Source organism: Luteibacter sp., from assembly GCF_009912395.1.
Lineage (GTDB): Bacteria > Pseudomonadota > Gammaproteobacteria > Xanthomonadales > Rhodanobacteraceae > Luteibacter.
The window spans coordinates 174570-191866 of the sequence record NZ_WNDO01000001.1 but is presented as its reverse complement, the minus strand read 5'-3'; the positions used below and the strand labels follow the sequence as shown (position 1 = coordinate 191866).

Here is a 17297-nt window from a genome sequence, read left to right as displayed (position 1 = left end):
TCGTGTGACGGTTCAGGGCCGAACCTGATGGGGACGGGGCTCGGCCTGGACCGGACTGTTGTAGGAGCGCGCTTGCGCGCGATGCCAGGTTGCGGCTAGCCCCCATCGCGCGCAAGCGCGCTCCTACAGGACCTCGTAGGGATCGGCGATGCCCAGGCCGGCCAGGATGCGGGTCTCCAGGGCTTCCATTTCCTCGGCCTCGGCGTCCTCGATGTGGTCGAAGCCCAGCAGGTGCAGGGTGCCGTGGATGGTGAGGTGGGCCCAGTGGTCGGCGGCCTTCTTGCCCTGCTCGGCGGCCTCGCGGGTGACCACGGGGGCGCAGATCACCAGGTCGCCCAGCAGGGGCAGGTCGACGCCGGGCGGCAGGTCGACGGGGAAGGAGAGCACGTTGGTGGCGTAGTCGCGGCCCCGGTACTGAAGGTTCAGCGCCTGGCCCTCGTCGGCCTCGACGATGCGGATGGACACCTCGCTGGCCTTGCGTCGCTTGGCCCCCTTGAGGGCCACCTCGACCCAGCGACGGAAGCTGGCCGGGGCCGGGATGCCCTTGCGGGAGACCACGGCATAGCCCAGGGCGACGTCGACCTTGCTCACGGGGCCTCGTCCTGCTTCTGCTCGAAGGCCTCGTAGGCGCGGACGATCTTCGCCACCAGCGGATGGCGGACCACGTCGCGGGAGGTGAAGAAGGTGAAGCTGATGCCGTCGACGCCGCGCAGCACCTCGATGGCGTGGCGCAGGCCCGACCGCACGTTGCGGGGCAGGTCGACCTGGGAGACGTCGCCGGTGATCACTGCCACCGAGCCGAAGCCGATGCGGGTCAGGAACATCTTCATCTGTTCGACCGTGGTGTTCTGCGCCTCGTCGAGGATCACGTACGAGTCGTTGAGCGTGCGGCCGCGCATGTAGGCCAGCGGCGCGATCTCGATCACGTTGCGCTCGATGAGCTTGGCCACCTTCTCGAAGCCGACCATCTCGTACAGCGCGTCGTACAGCGGGCGCAGGTAGGGGTCGATCTTCTGGCTGAGGTCGCCGGGCAGGAAGCCGAGTTTCTCGCCCGCTTCCACGGCCGGACGCACGAGCAGCACGCGCTGCACGCGGTTGGCTTCCAGCGCCTCGATGGCGCTGGCGACGGCGAGGTAGGTTTTGCCGGTGCCGGCCGGGCCCACGCCGAAGTTGATGTCGTGGCTGGTGATGGCGTGCAGGTAGCGGGCCTGATTGGGGCCGCGGCCCTTGATCACGCCACGCTTCACCTTGATGACGACTTCCTGCGCCGACTCGGCCGCCTGTTCGTTCAGGGCGTCGATGCCGGAGTCGGCCAGGCGCAGATTGATCGCCTGGCCGTTGAGGGTTTCGGTCTCGGTGGCCGCGTAGAGAGCCTGCAAGACGCGCTCGCCGGCCTTGGCCGAGGGCTCGTCGCCGATCACGCGGAACAGGTTGCCGCGATGGTCGATCTCGATGCCCAGGCGCAGCTCGATCTGGCGGATGTGCTCGTCGAGCGGTCCGCAGAGGTTGGCGAGGCGGGTGTTGTCCTCGGGATCGAGGGCGAAGTCACGCTGGGAAAGCTGGCTCATGGCATTCACGAGGCGAGCGCGACCTCGTCGTCGAGGCGGACGCGGCCGCGCAGGGAATTGGTCATCGCCTCGGTGATCACCACATCGACGAACTGGCCGATCATCCGTGGATGGCCGGGGAAATTCACGTAGCGCATGTTTTCGGTGCGTCCGGACATTTCGTTGGGATTCTTGCGACTGGGCTTTTCGACCAGCACGCGCTGCACGGTGCCGACCATGGCTTCGTTGATCTTGCGGGCGTTCTCGTTGATCGTGGCCTGCAGGCGCGACAGGCGCGCGTGCTTGACCTCGCTGGAGGTGTCATCCGGCAGGTTCGCGGCCGGCGTGCCGGGGCGCGAGGAGAAGATGAAGGAGAAGCTCTGGTCGAAGCCGATGTCGTTGATGAGCTTCATCGTCTTCTCGAAGTCGTCGTCCGTCTCGCCGGGGAAGCCGACGATGAAGTCAGACGAGATGCAGATATCCGGGCGCGCGGCGCGCAGCTTGCGAATCTTCTGCTTGAACTCGATGGCGGTGTAGCCGCGCTTCATGGCCGAGAGGATGCGATCGGAGCCGGCTTGCACGGGCAGGTGCAGGTAGTTCGCCAGCTGCGGCACGTTGGCATACGCCTCGATCAGCGAATCGGAGAACTCCAGCGGATGCGAGGTGGTAAAGCGGATGCGGCCGATGCCGTCGATCTGCGCGATGGCGTGGATCAGCACCGCGAGGTCGGCGATCTCGCCGTCGTGCATCGGGCCACGGTAGGCGTTGACGTTCTGGCCGAGCAGGTTCACCTCGCGTACGCCTTGTTCGGCGAGCTGGGCCACCTCGACGATCACGTCGTCGAACGGACGGCTGATTTCCTCGCCGCGGGTGTAGGGCACCACGCAGTACGAGCAGTACTTCGAGCAGCCTTCCATGATAGAAACGAAAGCGGTGGGGCCTTCGGCACGCGGTTCCGGCAGGCGGTCGAACTTCTCGATCTCGGGGAAGCTGATGTCCACCTGCGCCTTGCCGCTGGCGCGCTTGGCTTCGATCATGTCCGGCAGGCGATGCAGCGTCTGCGGGCCGAACACCAGGTCGACATAGGGCGCGCGCTTGAGGATGGCGTCGCCTTCCTGCGAGGCCACGCAACCGCCCACACCGATCAGCACGGCCTTGCCGTTCTTCTTGTGCTCGCGCCACTTGCCCAACTGGCTGAAGACCTTTTCCTGGGCCTTTTCGCGGATGGAGCAGGTGTTGACGAGGATGACGTCGGCCTCGTTCTCGTCCTGGGTCAGTTCCAGCCCGTGCGACGCGCGCAGCACGTCGGCCATCTTGGCCGAGTCGTACTCGTTCATCTGGCAACCGTGGGTCTTGATGAAAAGCTTGCCGCTCATGGGGCTGGATACCGTGTTTCGTGGGGGATTACCGAACCGCGTAGTTTACGCCGGAGGGCGACCCATCGCCAGATGGCGGCCATGGATCAATGACTTGCGTGAAGGTGGTCACGTTCCTGGCCCTTGGCGGGGGCAGGGGGCTCCGGCACACTTGCGGCCATGACCGAGGACGTGTCGCCAGGGGAATGCGCCGGCCGGGCCGGTGTTCGTTTCCGTGTCTCCCGCCCGGCCCTGCGAAGGGTCGCGGCCGTCTGCGTCCTCTTTTTGGCCTTGCTGCTGGCTGGTCCGGCGTCGGCTGGCGCCCTGTATCGCTGCATCGGTGCCACGGGCGAGACGGTGTTTTCCGGAAGCGCCGCGGGCTACCGGGAGTGCAAGAAGATCGGCAACACCGGGCCCTCGCGACCGGCGAAGCCCGCCAAGCCGGTGCTCGCCGCCGCCAGCGTGTCCTTGCCGCCGGCCGCGCCCGCACCGGTGGCCTCGCTGGCCGGCGTGACGGCTTCGGTGGTGTCCTATCCGGGCGACGGCAGCGAGAAGGCACCGGCCGTACCACCGGCGAAACGGGGCTGGTCGTACCAGGAATCCGCCTCCGCCGACCTCACCGCGGGGCCGGCGCCTGAGCCCGAGAAGGGCTCACGCGTGCTACGCGGCGCGGTGTATCGGATCACCCGCGCGGACGGCGGTGTCGAGTACACCAACATCCCGCCGGGTGGGGCGCCGAAGGGGCAGAGCATCAAGATGCTCTTCACCTATATCGCCACGTGCGTCGCCTGCGATATCCACTCGAAGATCGACTGGAACAGCGTGGGCCTCAACCTGACCGCCTATGGCGACGTGGTCCGCGCCGCCAGCATCGAATATGGCGTGGACGAAGCGCTGCTCCGGGCGGTGATTCACGCTGAGAGCGCCTTCAATCCCCGGGCGCTGTCGGTGGCCGGAGCACAGGGCCTGATGCAGCTGATCCCGGGTACGGCCCGCGACATGGGCGTACTCGATGCCTTCGACGCGAACCAGAACATCCGCGGTGGCGCGCGCTACCTCGCGCTACTGCTGCGCAACTTCAACGGCAACGAGCGCCTGGCCGCCGCCGCGTACAACGCCGGCCCGAAAGCCGTGGAGCGCTACAACGGCGTGCCGCCCTACGACGAAACCCAGGTCTACGTGGAGCGAGTGGGCATCCTGCGCCGCCGCTATGGCGAAAGCCTGAGGCACCTGGTGCCAACGCGCTCCCCGTAGGAGCGCGCTTGCGCGCGATGGATCTCGCGGATCAGCCCCGGATTACGGATTGGGCCGCAAGGCCTGCAGCGTCGAGCTGGGCGGCCGCTGCGATGGCGTGATCGTCACCGAGAACGGCGTGCCATAGCGCAATCCCGAAACTTCCACCGGCTTGCCCGGCTTGAGCGAGGCCTCATGGCGGCGCAGGTCGGAGGGATCGAGGATGTCCTCGTCGCCGATCTTCAGCAGCACGTCGCGCTGCTGGATGCCACCGATGGCGGCGGGGCCACCGGGCGACACCTCGTTGACCACCACGCCGCGCGCGGCGGAGGGCAGGCCGCTGTCGGCCGAGACGGGCACCGCGCCGTAGTCGGCGCCGATCCAGCCACGGACGACATGGCCGGTCTTCACGATCTGCTCCAGCACATCGCGTGCGCTCTGTACGGGAATGGCGAAGCCAATGCCCTCGGCCCCAACCGCCTGGCCGATCAGTGAGGTGTTGATGCCCACCAGTTCGCCGTGCGCATTGACCAGAGCGCCACCCGAGTTGCCGAAGTTGATCGCCGCGTCGGTCTGGATGAAGTTCTCCAGGCTCGACAGGTTGATCTGACGGCCGATGGCGCTGACGATGCCCATGGTCACCGTCTGGCCGATACCGAAGGGGTTGCCGATGGCCAGCACCACGTCGCCGACGCGGGGGCGGCTGCTGGCGTCGGTCATATGGATGGCGGGCAGGTTGCCGGCATCGACCTTGAGCACGGCCAGGTCGGTCTCGTCGTCGGAGCCGACCACGCGGGCCTTGGCCACGCGGCCGTCGTAGAGCAGCAGCTGGATGTCGTCGGCGTTGGCGATGACATGGTTGTTGGTCAATACGTAGCCATCGTCGCTGACGATCACGCCCGAGCCCAGGTTCTGCTGGCGTCGCGTACGCACCGGACCGGTGGGTACGCTGAAGATGCGCTGGAGGACGGGGTCTGAGTACAGCTCGCGCGGCTGCTCGGTCACCAGCTTGTTCGCGTAGATGTTGACCACCGAGGGCGCGGCCTTGGTGACGGCGTCGGCATACGAGGCCGGGGCGGCGGGCGCCTGCTCCGTGGTCTGGGTGGTTTCGGCGCCGGACAGGCGCTGGCGCAACAGCGAACCGGCACGCGGCCAGAGCAGGCCGACCACGAATGCGACGGCAAGGCCGAGCACGACGAAGCGGGCGACGAAGGCGAGCGTGCGGGCGGCGTGTTTCATCTAAGAACGGGGGATCCTGTCGTCGTCGCCTTGCCCGATGGCGAGGTGGCCGGTGGCGGGAGCGCACGTCGGGACGCACGGCCTCCGCCGATTTTCCGCATCCTGGCGGGTACTTGGCAGCCCCGTCCATGCAAATGGGCGAGGTACGGTTCAGTTTATTGTACGTCGCGGATGCTGCCGTTACACTGCCAGAATTTGCGGAAGCCGATTTCCAGAGTAAACCGGCGAACGGGGCCCGCATTCTCAATGGCAAAGTTCCGGAGAGCCTGATGGCGAACGAAGAAGTCGTCGATCACGGCCGCCGTCGCTTCCTGACCGTGACGACAGCTGTCGTGGGCGGTGCAGGGGTGATAGCGGCAGTCGTCCCCTTCATCAAGTCGTGGGAACCCAGTGCGAGGGCCAAGGCGGCGGGGGCGCCAGTCACGGTCGACATAAGTGCCATCGAAGCTGGCCAAAAGGTCACCTTCGCCTGGCGAAGCCTTCCAGTCTTCGTCGTCAACCGCACCAAGGACCAGCTGGCGCAACTGAAGGGCCTCGAGCCCCGCCTGCTCGATCCGCTATCGTCCGATGCGGCGCAACAGCCGAAATACGCGACCAACGAAACCCGTTCCATCAAGCCCGAGTGGCTGGTCGTCATTGGCCTGTGCACCCATCTGGGCTGCGTTCCGGACTTCGTTCCCGACATCAAGCCCGAGCCCTTCGACGCCAACTGGAAGGGCGGCTTCTACTGCCCCTGCCACAAGTCGCGCTACGACCTCTCCGGGCGCGTGTTCAGCGGCGTTCCTGCGCCGAAGAACCTCCCGGTCCCGCCGTATCACTTCATCGACGACACCCACATCCAGATCGGTGTCGATCCGCAGGAGGCCGGCTGATGGCAAACGTATTCTCCCGCATCGGCGACTGGGTCAACGAACGCGCACCGAACCTGGCGCCGACGTACCGGAAGCACATGACCGAGTACTACGCGCCGAAGAACTTCAATCTCTGGTACTACTTCGGTTCGCTGGCCCTACTGGTCCTGGTCAACCAGATCGTGACCGGCATCTTCCTCACCATGAACTACAAGACGAGTGCGGCGGAAGCCTTCAACTCGGTCGAGTACATCATGCGCGACGTGGAGTGGGGCTGGCTGATTCGCTACATGCACTCCACGGGTGCCTCGCTGTTCTTCGTCGTGGTCTTCCTGCACATGTTCCGCGGCATCATGTACGGCTCGTTCAAGAAGCCGCGTGAGCTGGTCTGGATTCTCGGCATGCTGATCTTCCTCGTGCTGATGGCCGAGGCCTTCATGGGCTACGTGCTGCCCTGGGGCAACATGTCGTTCTGGGGCGCGAAGGTGATCATCTCGCTGTTCGGCACGATTCCCTTCATCGGCGACTCGCTCGTGCAGTGGATCATGGGCGACTTCTTGCCCGCCGACGCCACGCTCAACCGCTTCTTCGCGCTGCACGTTATCGCGTTGCCGCTGGTGCTCCTGCTGCTGGTGGTGCTGCATCTGGCCGCGTTGCATGAAGTGGGCTCCAACAACCCCGACGGCGTCGACGTGAAGCACGGCCCCAAGGGCAATCGCTGGGACGCCAACAAGCCGAAGGACGCCATTCCCTTCCATCCGTACTACACGGTGAAGAACCTCTTCGGCACCGGCTTCTTCATCACTGTCGCGGCATTCATCATCTTCTTCGCGCCCACCTTCGGCGGCTGGTTCCTCGAACACGACAACTTCACCCCGGCGAACAACCTCGTCACGCCGAGCCACATCAAGCCCTCGTGGTACTTCACGCCGTTCTACGCGATCCTGCGCATGATCCCGTCCTACTTCGGCACGGCGATCTGGGGCGTGCTCGGCATGTTCGGCGCGATCCTGCTGCTGGCCCTGCTGCCCTGGATCGACAAGGGCGAGGTCCGCTCGGTGCGCTTCCGCGGCCTCGGTTTCCGCATTGCGCTCGGTGTGCTGGTGGTGTCCTTCCTGGCCCTGGGCCTGGTCGGCGCCGGCGTCACCGCCGAAGTGATTCCCGCCTGGTTCCCCGGCGTCGACGTCACGACCTGGGAAAACGCCTTCGGGCGACTGATGGTGCTCGGCTACTTCGGCTTCTTCGTGTTCGTATGGATCTACACGCGCTTTGGTTTCGAGAAGACCAAGCCGGTTCCGGAACGGGTGACGATGCATGATTAAGCGCTATCTTTCCTCCCTCGCCCTGGCGCTGGGGCTTGCCGCCGCCACCGTTCCCGCATTCGCCGCCGAAGGTGGAGAAGACCTGCCCTCGGCAGGCGCCAATGTCGCCGACAAGGCCTCGTTGCAGCGTGGCGCGAAGCTCTTCTTCAACTACTGCGTCGGTTGCCACTCGCTGAAGTACGTGCGCTATTCGCGCCTGGCCACGGACCTGGACCTCTCCGAAGACGAGGTGATGAACAACCTCAACTTCACGGGTGCCAAGTTCGGCGAGCCGGTCATTTCGCACATGCCTGCGGATTCGGCAAAGGCGTGGTTCGGCAAGGACCCGCCGGACCTCTCGCTCGAAGCGCGAGCCAAGGGCACCGATTTCATCTACAACTACCTCCTGTCGTTCTACCTCGACCCGAGTCGCCCGGTCGGCTGGAACAACACAGTGTTCCCGAACGCCTCCATGCCCAATCCCCTGTGGGAGCTGCAGGGCTTGCAGGTGGCCGTGCATGGCGCCGCCAAGCCGGGCGAGGAAGCCGCGGTGGAGAAGCTGGAGATCGCCCAGCCGGGTCGCATGTCGCCGGAAGAGTTCAAGGGTGCCGCCCGCGATCTCGCCACCTTCCTGGAGTACACCGCGGAGCCGGCCGCGCTCCAGCGTCAATCGATTGGCGTCTGGGTGATCCTGTTCTTGGTAGCCCTGACCTTCCTGCTGTACCTTCTGAAACATGAGTACTGGAAGGACGTCCACGAAAGTCACTGACGTCCCTGCGCGGGGCGGCCGGCTGGTCGCCCCGTTCGTATACCGGCCACACAGGGAGGGAGATAGCGAAGATGGTCCAGCATGCACGCTCGCGCACGGCGCTGACGCTCTATACCACCGCCGACGACATCCATTGCCACCGCACCCGGTTGGTGCTGGCGGCCAAAGGCGTGGCTTATGACCGGATCCTCCTCAAGCCCGAACAACCCACGCCGGACCTGCTCGAGCTGAACCCCTACGGTACCCTGCCGACGCTGGTGGATCGCGACCTCACCGTCTACGACCCGCTCGTGGTCGTCGAATACCTCGACGAGCGCTACCCGCACCCGCCGCTGATGCCGATCGATCCGCTGTCCCGGGCCCGGCTGCGCCTGGCCACTTGGCGCATCGAGAACGACTGGTTGCCGGAGATCGACCTGATCCGCGAGGGCGGTAAGGAAGCCACGGCCGCCCGCAAGCGGCTGCGTGAGCACCTGCTGGTCTCGGTGGAGCTGTTCAAGGCCTCCCGCTTCTTCCTCAACCCGGAAATGAGCCTGATCGACTGCCTCGTGGCGCCGATCGTCTGGCGTCTGCCTTCGCTGGGGGTGGAGCTGGGCGCCGCCGGCAAGCCCATCGTCGACTACGGCGAGCGGCTGTTTCACAGCCAGGGCTTCGAGCGCAGCCTCACCGCCGAGGAAAAGGCGATGCGGCCGGACTTCGATTTCGGCCGGGTGTGAGACGCCTGGGGTGGCCCGGGTGTCCCCGGTCGCCCGTATCCCTTAAACTGTCCACTGGCCTTGCCCTGCCGGGGCTTTGGTGATCCCCGACCGACCGGCGGGAAAGACGAGGACGGTTTCCCATGGATACGAACGAAAGCTCGGGCATGACTTCCAATCGGCCCTACCTGCTGCGCGCCATCTACGACTGGATCAGCGACAACGGCCTCACGCCCTACGTGCTGGTCGACGCCGCCCAGCCCGGCGTTCGCGTGCCGCCGCATGTCGTGAAGAACGGCCAGGTGGTGCTCAACCTGGCGATGCGTGCCGTCGCCAACCTCGACCTGGGTAACGACAAGATCTCCTTCCAGGCGCGTTTCTCGGGTGTCAGCCAGTCCATCGTGATCCCGGTGGCTGCCGTTCTGGCGCTTTACGCCCAGGAGAACGGCCAGGGCATGATGTTCCCGGCCGACGAGAACGAAGCCGCTCCGCAGCAGGGGCTTGAAGTGGTCGAGAACGAATCCGACGAGGCGCCCACGCCTCCCGCTGGCGGCGACGACGATCGCCCCAAGCGCGGTGCCCCGCACCTGCGCGTCGTGAAGTAATACACGCTCTTGTAGGAGCGCGCTTGCGCGCGATCGCCCCAAGCGCGCTCCTACAAGGCGGCAATCAGTGCAGGCGACGCCGCTCGGCAAGCGAAATCACATTGCCGGCATAAACACCGGGGTCGGTGGCGACAACGGTTTCCAGATCCGGATTGCCCGACATCGGCAGCGAGAAGCTCGCCACCTCGTTGCCGACCATCCACAGCCGGGCCGCCTGGCGCGACATGCCGTCGTCGCTTACCTCGAACGCATAGCAGCGTTCCAGGCGCCGGGCACCGTTCACGCCCTGCAGGCGGATGGCCCGAAGGCCGACCGACTGGTCGAGCAATTGCAGGCCATGGCGGCGACACAGCGCCGACGCGGCCTGTACCGCGATCTCGCGGGCACGGGTCAGCCGATACCAGGCGCCGATGACGGCTGCCAGGGCCATGAGCCAGAACAGGTCGGTGAACGAGGTCATGGTCCCGAGTGTGTGGCCGCAAGCCTCCGAGGACAAGTCCCCGGAGGTTCTTTCGATCGCCCTTAGAGATCCAGCCGCAGGGACAGGTCGATGGCGCGGACGTTCTTGGTGAGGGCGCCACTGGAGACGAAGTCCACGCCGGTCTCGGCGATGGCGCGCAGGGTGTCAATCTCGACGTTGCCGGAAACCTCCAGGGGAATCCGGCTGGCGGTCAGTTCCACGGCCTCGCGCATCATCGGCAGGGTGAAGTTGTCGATCAGCGCGCGATCGGCGCCGCCCTCGATGGCCTGCTTCAGTTCGTCGAGGTTTTCGACCTCGACGATAAGCGGCAACTCCGGATGGATGCGTCGCGCGGCGACGATCGCCTGCGGAATGCCGCCGGCTGCGATGATGTGGTTTTCCTTGAGCATCATCGCATCGAACAGCCCCATGCGATGGTTGGTGCCGCCGCCGCAGCGCACGGCGTACTTCTGCGCGCGACGCAGGCCGGGCAGGGTCTTGCGCGTGTCCAGCACGCGGGTGCGCGTGCCGGCGAGGGTGTCCATGTAGCGCGCCGTCATCGTGGCAGTGGAGGACAGCAACTGGAGGAAGTTGAGCGCTGAGCGTTCGGCGGTGACCAGGGCGCGCGCGTTGCCTTCCATCCGGCACACGACCGAACCGGGCGGCACGCGATCGCCATCGTGAAACGACCAGTCGATCCGAACCGAGGGATCCAGCCTGCGGAAGCAGGCGTCGAACCACGGTGCGCCGGCGAGCACGGCATCCTCGCGGCAGGTCAGCGTGGCGGTGATCCGCTTGGCAGGGTCGATCAGGTCGGCGGTGGCATCGCCGGGGCCGACGTCTTCGGCGAAGGAGCGCTCGACGGCGGCGAGGATCTCGTCGGCCGGCGGCAGCGCCTCGGCCAGGTGTCGCGGATCGGATGGGGTCATCGATACGGCGGTCGGTAGGAAGAGGGCGCCATCTTACGTGTAGGAGCGCGCTTGCGCGCGATATCGCCAGACGGGATCACTGCGGTGCGCGGAGCTTCTCGACGATCGAATCCAGGGCGCGGTCAAACAGTAGCGTGGAGTCCAGCACACGGGCTGTTTCGTTGGCGAAGGCCTGTGCGAGCGCGCCCAGGCTGTGATCGGCGACCTTGAGGCCACGACGATTCACGAAGAGGTAGCGGCCGCTGATCGGGCTGATCCACGAGAGCTTGGCGCGATCCGAGGTGCCATCTTCCGCGACGAATTCGAGCCACTGGCCGACCTTGAGTTCGCGGGCCTGCGACAGGTAGCGCTCGTCGAAAGCGTCGTCGGACAGGGTTTCCGATTCGTCGTCCGGCTCGGGCGGCACGGGCTCTTCGATGGCCTGGATCGCCTGCGGCAGCGGCATCTCACTGACCGGCGGCTCGGCGATCGCGGAGGCTTCGCCGAGTTGCTGGCGGTAATACGTGTGCAGCTGCGCGAGCAGCTGTTCGGTATCGGCTTCCTGGAAGGCCACCGACGCGAGGCCGCGACGTAGCGAGCGCTCGATGCCAGGCAGCAACGAACGCAACCTGCGACGGCTGTCGGTATCGTGGGTCGGCTGCGCGCTGGTCACGAACTCGTCGATGAAGCGGAGCGACTCGTGGAACTCCTGCGAGTCCTCGCCCTGTCGGAGCAGCGTCAGGACGACGTAGTTGGCCCATGCGCGGGTCAGCACGCCGTAGATGATCGGAGGCAGCGATTCGCCCCCGATGCGGCCGACGATTTCCTGGGCGGCGCGGCGACGCGCCTGCTCCAGCTTCTCGCGCCCGCGGGTGGATTCGGCGACGCGCTGCTCGGCGAGTTCGGCTCGCTTGCGGCTGATGTCGAGGAATTCCTGCAACTCGGCGGCGAGGCGCTGGAAGATGGCCACGTCGTCGTCGAAGTCGTGCAGCAGTCGCTCGACGATGGATTTGACCTTGTCGTACAGGCGGCCGTCGCGATCGCCTTCCACCGACCAGCCCTTGGCGGCATCGGCCAGGGCGTCCAGCAGCTGGCGCGCCGGATGGGTCTTGTGCGCGAACATCCGGCGGTCGATGAGACCGGCCTTCAAATAGGGAATCTGCAGGCGGGCGAGCAGGACCTGCATCTCGGCCGGCAGGTTGTGATCTTCGAGGATGAACTCGAAGAGCATGCCGACGAGGTCGATGGTGTCCTCGTCCATGCTCGACACATGGGTGGTCTGCTGGCCGCGAAGCTGGCCGATCTGCGTCAGCAGCTGGGCCTTGAGCTGGGCCACGTCGCGACTGACGTCCGCCTGCGTCGCCAGCGGGGAAGCGGCGTTGGGCAGGTGGGAGATCTGGCTTTGCAGGAGGGTGAGGGCGCCCAGCAGTTCGGTCGCGCTGGGCAGCGGGCCCGCGGCGACACCGGTCGCCATGTCGGGGCCGCGCCGCGCGCTGAAGAGCGCATGCAGCGACTGCATGAATTCGCTGGCGGCCGCGTCCGTGAGGTTGGACATGCCAGCCGCCGGGGCCGTGGCCGCCGGAGTCTCGCTCGTCGCGCCGGTCGAAGCCGGCGCATCGCTGTGACGGGTGGATATCTCGTGGCGCAGCTGCGGCAGGACGCCGGCCGTCGCCAATTCGTTGTTGATGTCGTCGTACAGGTCGTCGATGGCCGCCAGCACGTAGCGATCGAACAGCTTGTAGATGATGAGCTTGACCTTGACCTCGACCAGCAGCTCGCGCATCGCCTGGCGGAACGCGGCTGCGAGGGAGGATGGGCCGACCGGGTTGCTGGCGTCGTCCATGCGGGTGCCCCCACAGATCACGGACAGCCGCTGGTTCACGGCGAACAGGGCGCGCGCGAGGCGCTGCTCGTTCTTGCTCACCATGCCGGTGATGGCGAGGGATTCTTCCAGCTCGTTCTCGCCGACGAGGCTCAGCTCGATGTTGGCGAGGGGGCGGGCGTTGGTGTCGCTTTCCGGGGCACGTGCGCGACCGGAAGCGAAATCGGCGAGGTCGCGGGCCACCTGGCCCAGGAAGGTGCGCTCGACGATCGCGCGCTTCTTGCGAACCTCGCGCATGCCGTCGAAGAACTGCGTCTGCGCCGCGTTGTTCTCGGCCTTTTCAGCCAGGTCGAACAGGGCGTCGTCGATGTTCTCGAACATGTTGCTGGCGAGCGCGTGCAGGCGCTTGGTGGCCAGTCCACGGACGCTGACCAGCAGGGCGCCGACCCGATCGCTGCGCGGGTCGAGCCTCTGGCTCAGGTCGATCACGTTGGACGGCTCGCTCGCGTTGCTCATCGCGCTTCCTGGATTACTGCTGGCCCCCGCCTGAGGAGGCATTGTGAGGGAAGCAGGTTCTTATAGCGTGACTCTGGTCACGGATTTTGCGCGAGTCCCTGATCCGGCGTAAAGCCGCCCAGCTGCGTGGTGCCGATGCCGGCCTCGGGGAGCATGACGGGGATGCCGTCGTCTACCCGGTAGACCAGCTTGCCGTCGGTGGTGATCAGGCCCTCGGTGAGCGGGGCGGAGACCTTTTCGCCGGCCACGGTGTCGACCGAGCCGGCGCGGATGGCGCCATTGAGGCTGTCGCGTTCGGAGGCGGTGAGCGGGCGCACGGGGCGCTTGCTGACAGGGCAGCAGAGGATATCGATGAGGCGCTTGTCCATGGGATGTGGCCGGACGGCCAACCTGGGAATCGGGAATGCTCGTACAATAGCCGCTTTTGGAAGCTCCGGCCATGACTGTAGGCAACGAAGCGAGCGCTCCCCGCGTCGGCGTGGTGATGGGTTCGCGTTCGGACTGGGAAACGATGGAGCACGCCTCGGCGATGCTGAGCCGGCTGGGTGTGGTCCACGAGGTCCGCGTCGTCTCGGCCCACCGGACCCCCGACCTGCTGTTCGATTACGCCGCCACGGCGCGCGATCGCGGCATCCAGGTGGTCATCGCCGGTGCCGGTGGCGCGGCCCACCTTCCGGGCATGATCGCGGCCAAGACCCCGCTTCCCGTCTTCGGTGTCCCGGTGCAGTCCAAGGCCCTCAACGGCATGGATTCCCTGCTGTCCATTGCGCAGATGCCGGCCGGTATCCCGGTGGGCACCCTGGCGATCGGCAAGGCCGGCGCTACCAATGCCGCGCTGATGGCCGCTTCGGTGCTGGCCCTGCACGATCCTGCCGTGGCTGCGGCGCTCGATGCCTTCCGCGCCGAGCAGACCCAGACGGTCCTCGACAACCCGGATCCCCGCGCGTGAACCGCAAGCTTCCCTGCCTCGGCGTGCTGGGCGGCGGCCAGTTGGCCCGCATGCTCGCCCTCGCGGCCGCGCCGCTGGGCGTGCGCACCCTGGTGGTCGACGGTTCCGCCGATGCCTGTGCCGGCCAGGTGGCCGAGCTGGTCGTCGCGGACTGGAACGACGAGGCCGCCCTGGCCGAGTTCGCCCGCCGGGTCGATGTGGTCACCTTCGATTTCGAGAACGTGCCGGCGGCCACGGCCGAGAAGCTGGCGGGTCTGGTCGATGTCTTCCCCAATCCGCGCGCGCTGGCCATCGCCCAGGATCGTCTCGCGGAGAAGACCCTGTTCCGTGAGTCGGGTCTGAACACCCCCGAATTCGATCCGGTCGACACCCGTGACGACCTCGTCCGCGCGGTGGAGCGCATCGGCCTGCCGGCTGTGCTGAAAACCCGCAGGCTGGGCTATGACGGCAAGGGCCAGTTCCGCCTCAAGGTGCCGGCTGATATCGACGCCGCCTGGGCCGCCCTCGGCGAAGCCGCTGGTCGCGTCGGCCTGATCCTGGAAGCCTTCGTGCCGTTCGAGCGCGAGGTGTCGGTGGTGGCGGTGCGCGGACGCGACGGTTCGTTCCGTAGCTGGCCGCTGACCCGTAACTGGCACGTCGACGGCGTGCTTTCCCTCAGCCTGGCGCCCGCGCCGGGCTCCACGGATGAGCTGGAGCGCGCGGCCAATGCCCACGCCCGGACCATCGCGGAGAAGATGGACTATGTCGGCGTCTTCGCCCTCGAACTGTTCGTCCGTGACGGCGAGCTGTTGGGCAACGAAATGGCGCCCCGTGTGCACAATTCGGGGCACTGGACCATCGAAGGCGCGCATACCAGCCAGTTCGAGAACCACGTGCGCGCCGTGCTCGGCATGGCCCTGGGCGACACCGGCGTGCGTGGTTGCAGCGCCATGCTCAACTGGATCGGCGAGATGCCCGACCCGGCGACGGTGCTGTCGGTGGCCGACGGTCACTGGCATGACTACGGCAAGGAGGCGCGTGTCGGTCGCAAGGTGGGTCATGCCACCGTGTGCGCGCCGGATGCGGGCACCTTGCGCAAGCGCCTTGCCGAAGTGGGGCAGGGGCTGGGTCGCGAATCCCAGGTCACACCGGCCATCGAAACCTTAGGCTGACTGTAGGAGCGCGCTTGCGCGCGATCGCGCGCAAGCGCGCTCCTACAAAAAACGAAAGGCCGGGTCGCTAGACCCGGCCTTTCGCGTATTCCGATACCGAAGAATCAGGCCAGGTTCTTGGCCGCGAATTCCCAGTTCACGATGGCCCAGAAGTTCTCGAGGTACTTCGGGCGGGCGTTGCGGTAGTCGATGTAGTAGGCGTGTTCCCACACGTCGGCCGTGAACAGTGGCTTGTCGCTTCCGGTGATCGGGGTGGCGGCGTTGGAGGTGTTCACGATGGCCAGGGAGCCGTCCGGGCGCTGCACCAGCCAGGTCCAGCCCGAACCGAAGTTGCCGGCGGCCTGCTTGCTGAACTCTTCCTTGAACTTGTCGACCGAGCCGAAGGCCTTGGTCAGGGCATCGGCCAGCTTGGCCGGCGGTTCGGCCTGCTGGGAGGCCGGGCGCATCGAATGCCAGTAAAAGGTGTGGTTCCAGATCTGGGCCGCGTTGTTGAAGACGCCGCCGGACGAGGTCTTGACGATGTCTTCCAGGCTCTTGCCCTCGAACTCGGTACCCTTGACCAGGTTGTTGAGGTTCGTCACGTACGTCTGGTGGTGCTTGCCGTAGTGGAACTCGAGGGTCTCAGCCGAGATGTGCGGCTCCAGTGCATTCTTCTCATAGGGAAGCGGGGGAAGTTCGAACGCCATGGGCGGACTCCTTAGCGGTGGCTGGGGGAAGGAAAAGAGGAAGCAGGGGGCGCGGGCGCCACGCTGCTACACTACGCAACTGTCAGCATTCTAATGATGAAACCCGACCTATGGACGTCGTAGACGAGATCAAGGCCACCGTGGCGACGCATCCGATCGTGCTTTTCATGAAAGGCACGCCGGAATTCCCCACCTGTGGGTTCTCCGATCGTGCGGCCAAGGCGCTTGCCGCCGCCGAGGCCACGTTCCATTCGGTCAACGTTCTGGCCGATCCCGGCATGCGTGCGGGCCTGCCTCACTACTCCAACTGGCCCACGTTTCCGCAGCTGTTCCTCCAAGGAGAATTCATCGGCGGTTGCGACGTCGTGGAGGACTTGCATGCGGCGGGTGAACTCAAGCGCATGGTAGGTGACGTGGCTGGGGCCGGGACATGAGCGCGCTGCCGTCCACCCGTTTGCCCGAAGGCTGGAACCCCTCGCCGGGCCAGCTCGACGGACGCGTGATCGTGGTCACCGGAGCCACCGGTGGCCTCGGCGGTGAGACGGCCCGGGCAGCGATGCGGGCGGGTGCCACGGTGGTCATCACCGGGCGCAAGGTGCGTTCGCTTGAAAAACTCTACGACCAGCTCGTCGCCGATGGCGGTCCGCAGCCGGTGATCCATCCGCTCGATCTCGAGACCGCCACGCCTGCCGACTTCGCGGCACTGGCCGAAGGCCTCGAAAACGAATTCGGCCGTCTGGACGGCATCGTGCACGCGGCGGCGCATTTCAACGAGCTGACGCCCATCGCCATGCACAAACCGGACGACTGGCTTCGTGCGATGCAGGTCAACGTATCGGCGCCGTTCGCGCTCACCCAGGCCTGCATGCCGCTGCTTTCGCGTGCGGAAGACAGCGCGGTGGTGTTCGTGCTCGACGACCCGGAACTGCTTTCGCGCGCGCACTGGGGTGGCTACGGCGTATCCAAGGCGGCCGTGGAACGCATGACCGCGGTGCTGCACGCCGAGAACCACAAGGGTGCGATGCGCGTGCATGCGCTCCTGCCCGCGCCGATGCGTACGGCGCTACGTCGCGCGGCGTACTACGGAGAAAACACCCTCGACCGTCCGTTGCCCACGGCATCGGCCGAGGCCATCGTCTATCTGCTTTCGGGTGCCGGCGCCGATGCGCGCGGCACCGTGCTCGATATTCGCCACACCCACTAAGTTTTC

General features: G+C 66.3%; 19 protein-coding genes. 10 read left to right on the top strand and 9 right to left on the bottom strand.

All coding sequences use genetic code 11. From position 1 onward, the window contains the following. Nucleotides 1-123 precede the first annotated feature (123 nt). Genes ybeY through miaB form a run of 3 tightly spaced genes read right to left on the bottom strand, consistent with a single transcriptional unit; the run spans nt 124 to nt 2923 of the window. Nucleotides 124-591, bottom strand: coding sequence for an rRNA maturation RNase YbeY (ybeY, locus tag GAK28_RS01085; protein ID WP_291773895.1), 468 nt, complete (start codon nt 589-591; stop codon nt 124-126). Next, a complete protein-coding gene (locus tag GAK28_RS01080) occupies nt 588-1568 on the bottom strand; it encodes a PhoH family protein (RefSeq protein ID WP_291773893.1) in 981 nt (326 codons plus the stop codon). Before GAK28_RS01080 ends, ybeY begins: the two co-directional genes overlap by 4 nt. A gap of 5 nt (nt 1569-1573) precedes the next feature. Then, entirely contained in the window at nt 1574-2923 is a 1350-nt protein-coding gene (gene miaB, locus GAK28_RS01075) for a tRNA (N6-isopentenyl adenosine(37)-C2)-methylthiotransferase MiaB (protein WP_291773892.1), read from the bottom strand. Nucleotides 2924-3082: 159 nt separating this feature from the next. Here miaB and GAK28_RS01070 point away from each other — a divergent pair, with 159 nt between their 5' ends. Further along, nucleotides 3083-4156, top strand: a complete 1074-nt coding sequence (locus GAK28_RS01070; protein ID WP_291773890.1) for a transglycosylase SLT domain-containing protein — start codon at nt 3083-3085, stop codon at nt 4154-4156. Nucleotides 4157-4198: 42 nt separating this feature from the next. Here GAK28_RS01070 and GAK28_RS01065 read toward each other — a convergent pair whose 3' ends face one another. After that, on the bottom strand, nt 4199-5374 hold the full coding sequence (locus GAK28_RS01065) for a trypsin-like peptidase domain-containing protein (RefSeq protein ID WP_291773888.1): 1176 nt from the start codon (nt 5372-5374) through the stop codon (nt 4199-4201). Between the two features lie 269 nt (nt 5375-5643). On the opposite strand from GAK28_RS01065, the gene petA reads away from it, so the two are divergent. The 5 genes from petA to GAK28_RS01040 all read left to right on the top strand — a co-directional run bounded on the left by petA (nt 5644) and on the right by GAK28_RS01040 (nt 9595). Then, the gene (gene petA, locus GAK28_RS01060; protein WP_291774485.1) at nt 5644-6246 is read left to right on the top strand and encodes a ubiquinol-cytochrome c reductase iron-sulfur subunit; all 603 of its coding nucleotides are present in this window, start codon (nt 5644-5646) and stop codon (nt 6244-6246) included. Then, a complete protein-coding gene (locus tag GAK28_RS01055; RefSeq protein WP_291773887.1) occupies nt 6246-7547 on the top strand; it encodes a cytochrome bc complex cytochrome b subunit in 1302 nt (433 codons plus the stop codon). The genes petA and GAK28_RS01055 overlap by 1 nt, the downstream gene beginning before the upstream one ends. Next, nucleotides 7540-8295 carry a cytochrome c1 gene (locus tag GAK28_RS01050; protein WP_291773885.1) on the top strand — a complete coding sequence of 252 codons (756 nt, stop codon included), beginning with the start codon at nt 7540-7542 and terminating at the stop codon, nt 8293-8295. Before GAK28_RS01055 ends, GAK28_RS01050 begins: the two co-directional genes overlap by 8 nt. Before the next feature lie 71 nt (nt 8296-8366). Next, nucleotides 8367-9011, top strand: coding sequence for a glutathione S-transferase N-terminal domain-containing protein (locus GAK28_RS01045; protein ID WP_291773883.1), 645 nt, complete (start codon nt 8367-8369; stop codon nt 9009-9011). A gap of 146 nt (nt 9012-9157) precedes the next feature. After that, nucleotides 9158-9595 carry a ClpXP protease specificity-enhancing factor gene (locus GAK28_RS01040; protein ID WP_291773882.1) on the top strand — a complete coding sequence of 146 codons (438 nt, stop codon included), beginning with the start codon at nt 9158-9160 and terminating at the stop codon, nt 9593-9595. A gap of 64 nt (nt 9596-9659) precedes the next feature. Here the strand turns inward: GAK28_RS01040 and GAK28_RS01035 are convergent, their stop codons facing one another. The 4 genes from GAK28_RS01035 to GAK28_RS01020 form a co-directional block, all read right to left on the bottom strand. Next, nucleotides 9660-10055: a DUF3301 domain-containing protein gene (locus GAK28_RS01035; protein WP_291773881.1), complete on the bottom strand. Its 396-nt coding sequence runs from the start codon at nt 10053-10055 to the stop codon at nt 9660-9662. Nucleotides 10056-10117: 62 nt separating this feature from the next. After that, nucleotides 10118-10984: a carboxylating nicotinate-nucleotide diphosphorylase gene (gene nadC, locus GAK28_RS01030; RefSeq protein ID WP_291773880.1), complete on the bottom strand. Its 867-nt coding sequence runs from the start codon at nt 10982-10984 to the stop codon at nt 10118-10120. A gap of 76 nt (nt 10985-11060) precedes the next feature. Continuing rightward, nucleotides 11061-13301, bottom strand: a complete 2241-nt coding sequence (locus GAK28_RS01025) for a DUF1631 domain-containing protein (protein WP_291773878.1) — start codon at nt 13299-13301, stop codon at nt 11061-11063. A gap of 77 nt (nt 13302-13378) precedes the next feature. Then, on the bottom strand, nt 13379-13669 hold the full coding sequence (locus GAK28_RS01020; RefSeq protein ID WP_291773877.1) for a Trm112 family protein: 291 nt from the start codon (nt 13667-13669) through the stop codon (nt 13379-13381). A gap of 71 nt (nt 13670-13740) precedes the next feature. Between GAK28_RS01020 and purE the strand changes: the two genes are divergently transcribed. Together purE and GAK28_RS01010 are read left to right on the top strand one after the other, a co-directional pair. Next, nucleotides 13741-14250 carry a 5-(carboxyamino)imidazole ribonucleotide mutase gene (gene purE, locus GAK28_RS01015; protein WP_291773875.1) on the top strand — a complete coding sequence of 170 codons (510 nt, stop codon included), beginning with the start codon at nt 13741-13743 and terminating at the stop codon, nt 14248-14250. Further along, nucleotides 14247-15401, top strand: coding sequence for a 5-(carboxyamino)imidazole ribonucleotide synthase (locus tag GAK28_RS01010; protein WP_291773873.1), 1155 nt, complete (start codon nt 14247-14249; stop codon nt 15399-15401). Before purE ends, GAK28_RS01010 begins: the two co-directional genes overlap by 4 nt. A 104-nt stretch (nt 15402-15505) precedes the next feature. On the opposite strand, the gene GAK28_RS01005 is transcribed toward GAK28_RS01010, so the two are convergent. After that, nucleotides 15506-16087 (bottom strand): Fe-Mn family superoxide dismutase, encoded by a 582-nt coding sequence (locus GAK28_RS01005; RefSeq protein ID WP_291773871.1) that lies wholly within the window; start codon nt 16085-16087, stop codon nt 15506-15508. Between the two features lie 110 nt (nt 16088-16197). Between GAK28_RS01005 and grxD the strand changes: the two genes are divergently transcribed. Further along, the gene (grxD, locus tag GAK28_RS01000) at nt 16198-16521 is read left to right on the top strand and encodes a Grx4 family monothiol glutaredoxin (protein WP_291773869.1); all 324 of its coding nucleotides are present in this window, start codon (nt 16198-16200) and stop codon (nt 16519-16521) included. Continuing rightward, nucleotides 16518-17291 carry an SDR family NAD(P)-dependent oxidoreductase gene (locus tag GAK28_RS00995; RefSeq protein WP_291773867.1) on the top strand — a complete coding sequence of 258 codons (774 nt, stop codon included), beginning with the start codon at nt 16518-16520 and terminating at the stop codon, nt 17289-17291. Before grxD ends, GAK28_RS00995 begins: the two co-directional genes overlap by 4 nt. Nucleotides 17292-17297 lie beyond the last annotated feature (6 nt).

Coding starts and splice junctions, on each gene's coding strand:
- GAK28_RS01020 (WP_291773877.1), bottom strand. CDS start 13,669: ATGGACAAGCGCCTCATCGATATCCTCTGCTGCCCTGTCAGCAAGCGC.
- GAK28_RS01050 (WP_291773885.1), top strand. CDS start 7,540: ATGATTAAGCGCTATCTTTCCTCCCTCGCCCTGGCGCTGGGGCTTGCC.
- GAK28_RS01065 (WP_291773888.1), bottom strand. CDS start 5,374: ATGAAACACGCCGCCCGCACGCTCGCCTTCGTCGCCCGCTTCGTCGTG.
- GAK28_RS01045 (WP_291773883.1), top strand. CDS start 8,367: ATGGTCCAGCATGCACGCTCGCGCACGGCGCTGACGCTCTATACCACC.
- GAK28_RS01070 (WP_291773890.1), top strand. CDS start 3,083: ATGACCGAGGACGTGTCGCCAGGGGAATGCGCCGGCCGGGCCGGTGTT.
- GAK28_RS01080 (WP_291773893.1), bottom strand. CDS start 1,568: ATGAGCCAGCTTTCCCAGCGTGACTTCGCCCTCGATCCCGAGGACAAC.
- GAK28_RS01035 (WP_291773881.1), bottom strand. CDS start 10,055: ATGACCTCGTTCACCGACCTGTTCTGGCTCATGGCCCTGGCAGCCGTC.
- nadC (WP_291773880.1), bottom strand. CDS start 10,984: ATGACCCCATCCGATCCGCGACACCTGGCCGAGGCGCTGCCGCCGGCC.
- GAK28_RS01005 (WP_291773871.1), bottom strand. CDS start 16,087: ATGGCGTTCGAACTTCCCCCGCTTCCCTATGAGAAGAATGCACTGGAG.
- GAK28_RS00995 (WP_291773867.1), top strand. CDS start 16,518: ATGAGCGCGCTGCCGTCCACCCGTTTGCCCGAAGGCTGGAACCCCTCG.
- miaB (WP_291773892.1), bottom strand. CDS start 2,923: ATGAGCGGCAAGCTTTTCATCAAGACCCACGGTTGCCAGATGAACGAG.
- GAK28_RS01040 (WP_291773882.1), top strand. CDS start 9,158: ATGACTTCCAATCGGCCCTACCTGCTGCGCGCCATCTACGACTGGATC.
- petA (WP_291774485.1), top strand. CDS start 5,644: ATGGCGAACGAAGAAGTCGTCGATCACGGCCGCCGTCGCTTCCTGACC.
- GAK28_RS01055 (WP_291773887.1), top strand. CDS start 6,246: ATGGCAAACGTATTCTCCCGCATCGGCGACTGGGTCAACGAACGCGCA.
- grxD (WP_291773869.1), top strand. CDS start 16,198: ATGGACGTCGTAGACGAGATCAAGGCCACCGTGGCGACGCATCCGATC.
- purE (WP_291773875.1), top strand. CDS start 13,741: ATGACTGTAGGCAACGAAGCGAGCGCTCCCCGCGTCGGCGTGGTGATG.
- GAK28_RS01025 (WP_291773878.1), bottom strand. CDS start 13,301: ATGAGCAACGCGAGCGAGCCGTCCAACGTGATCGACCTGAGCCAGAGG.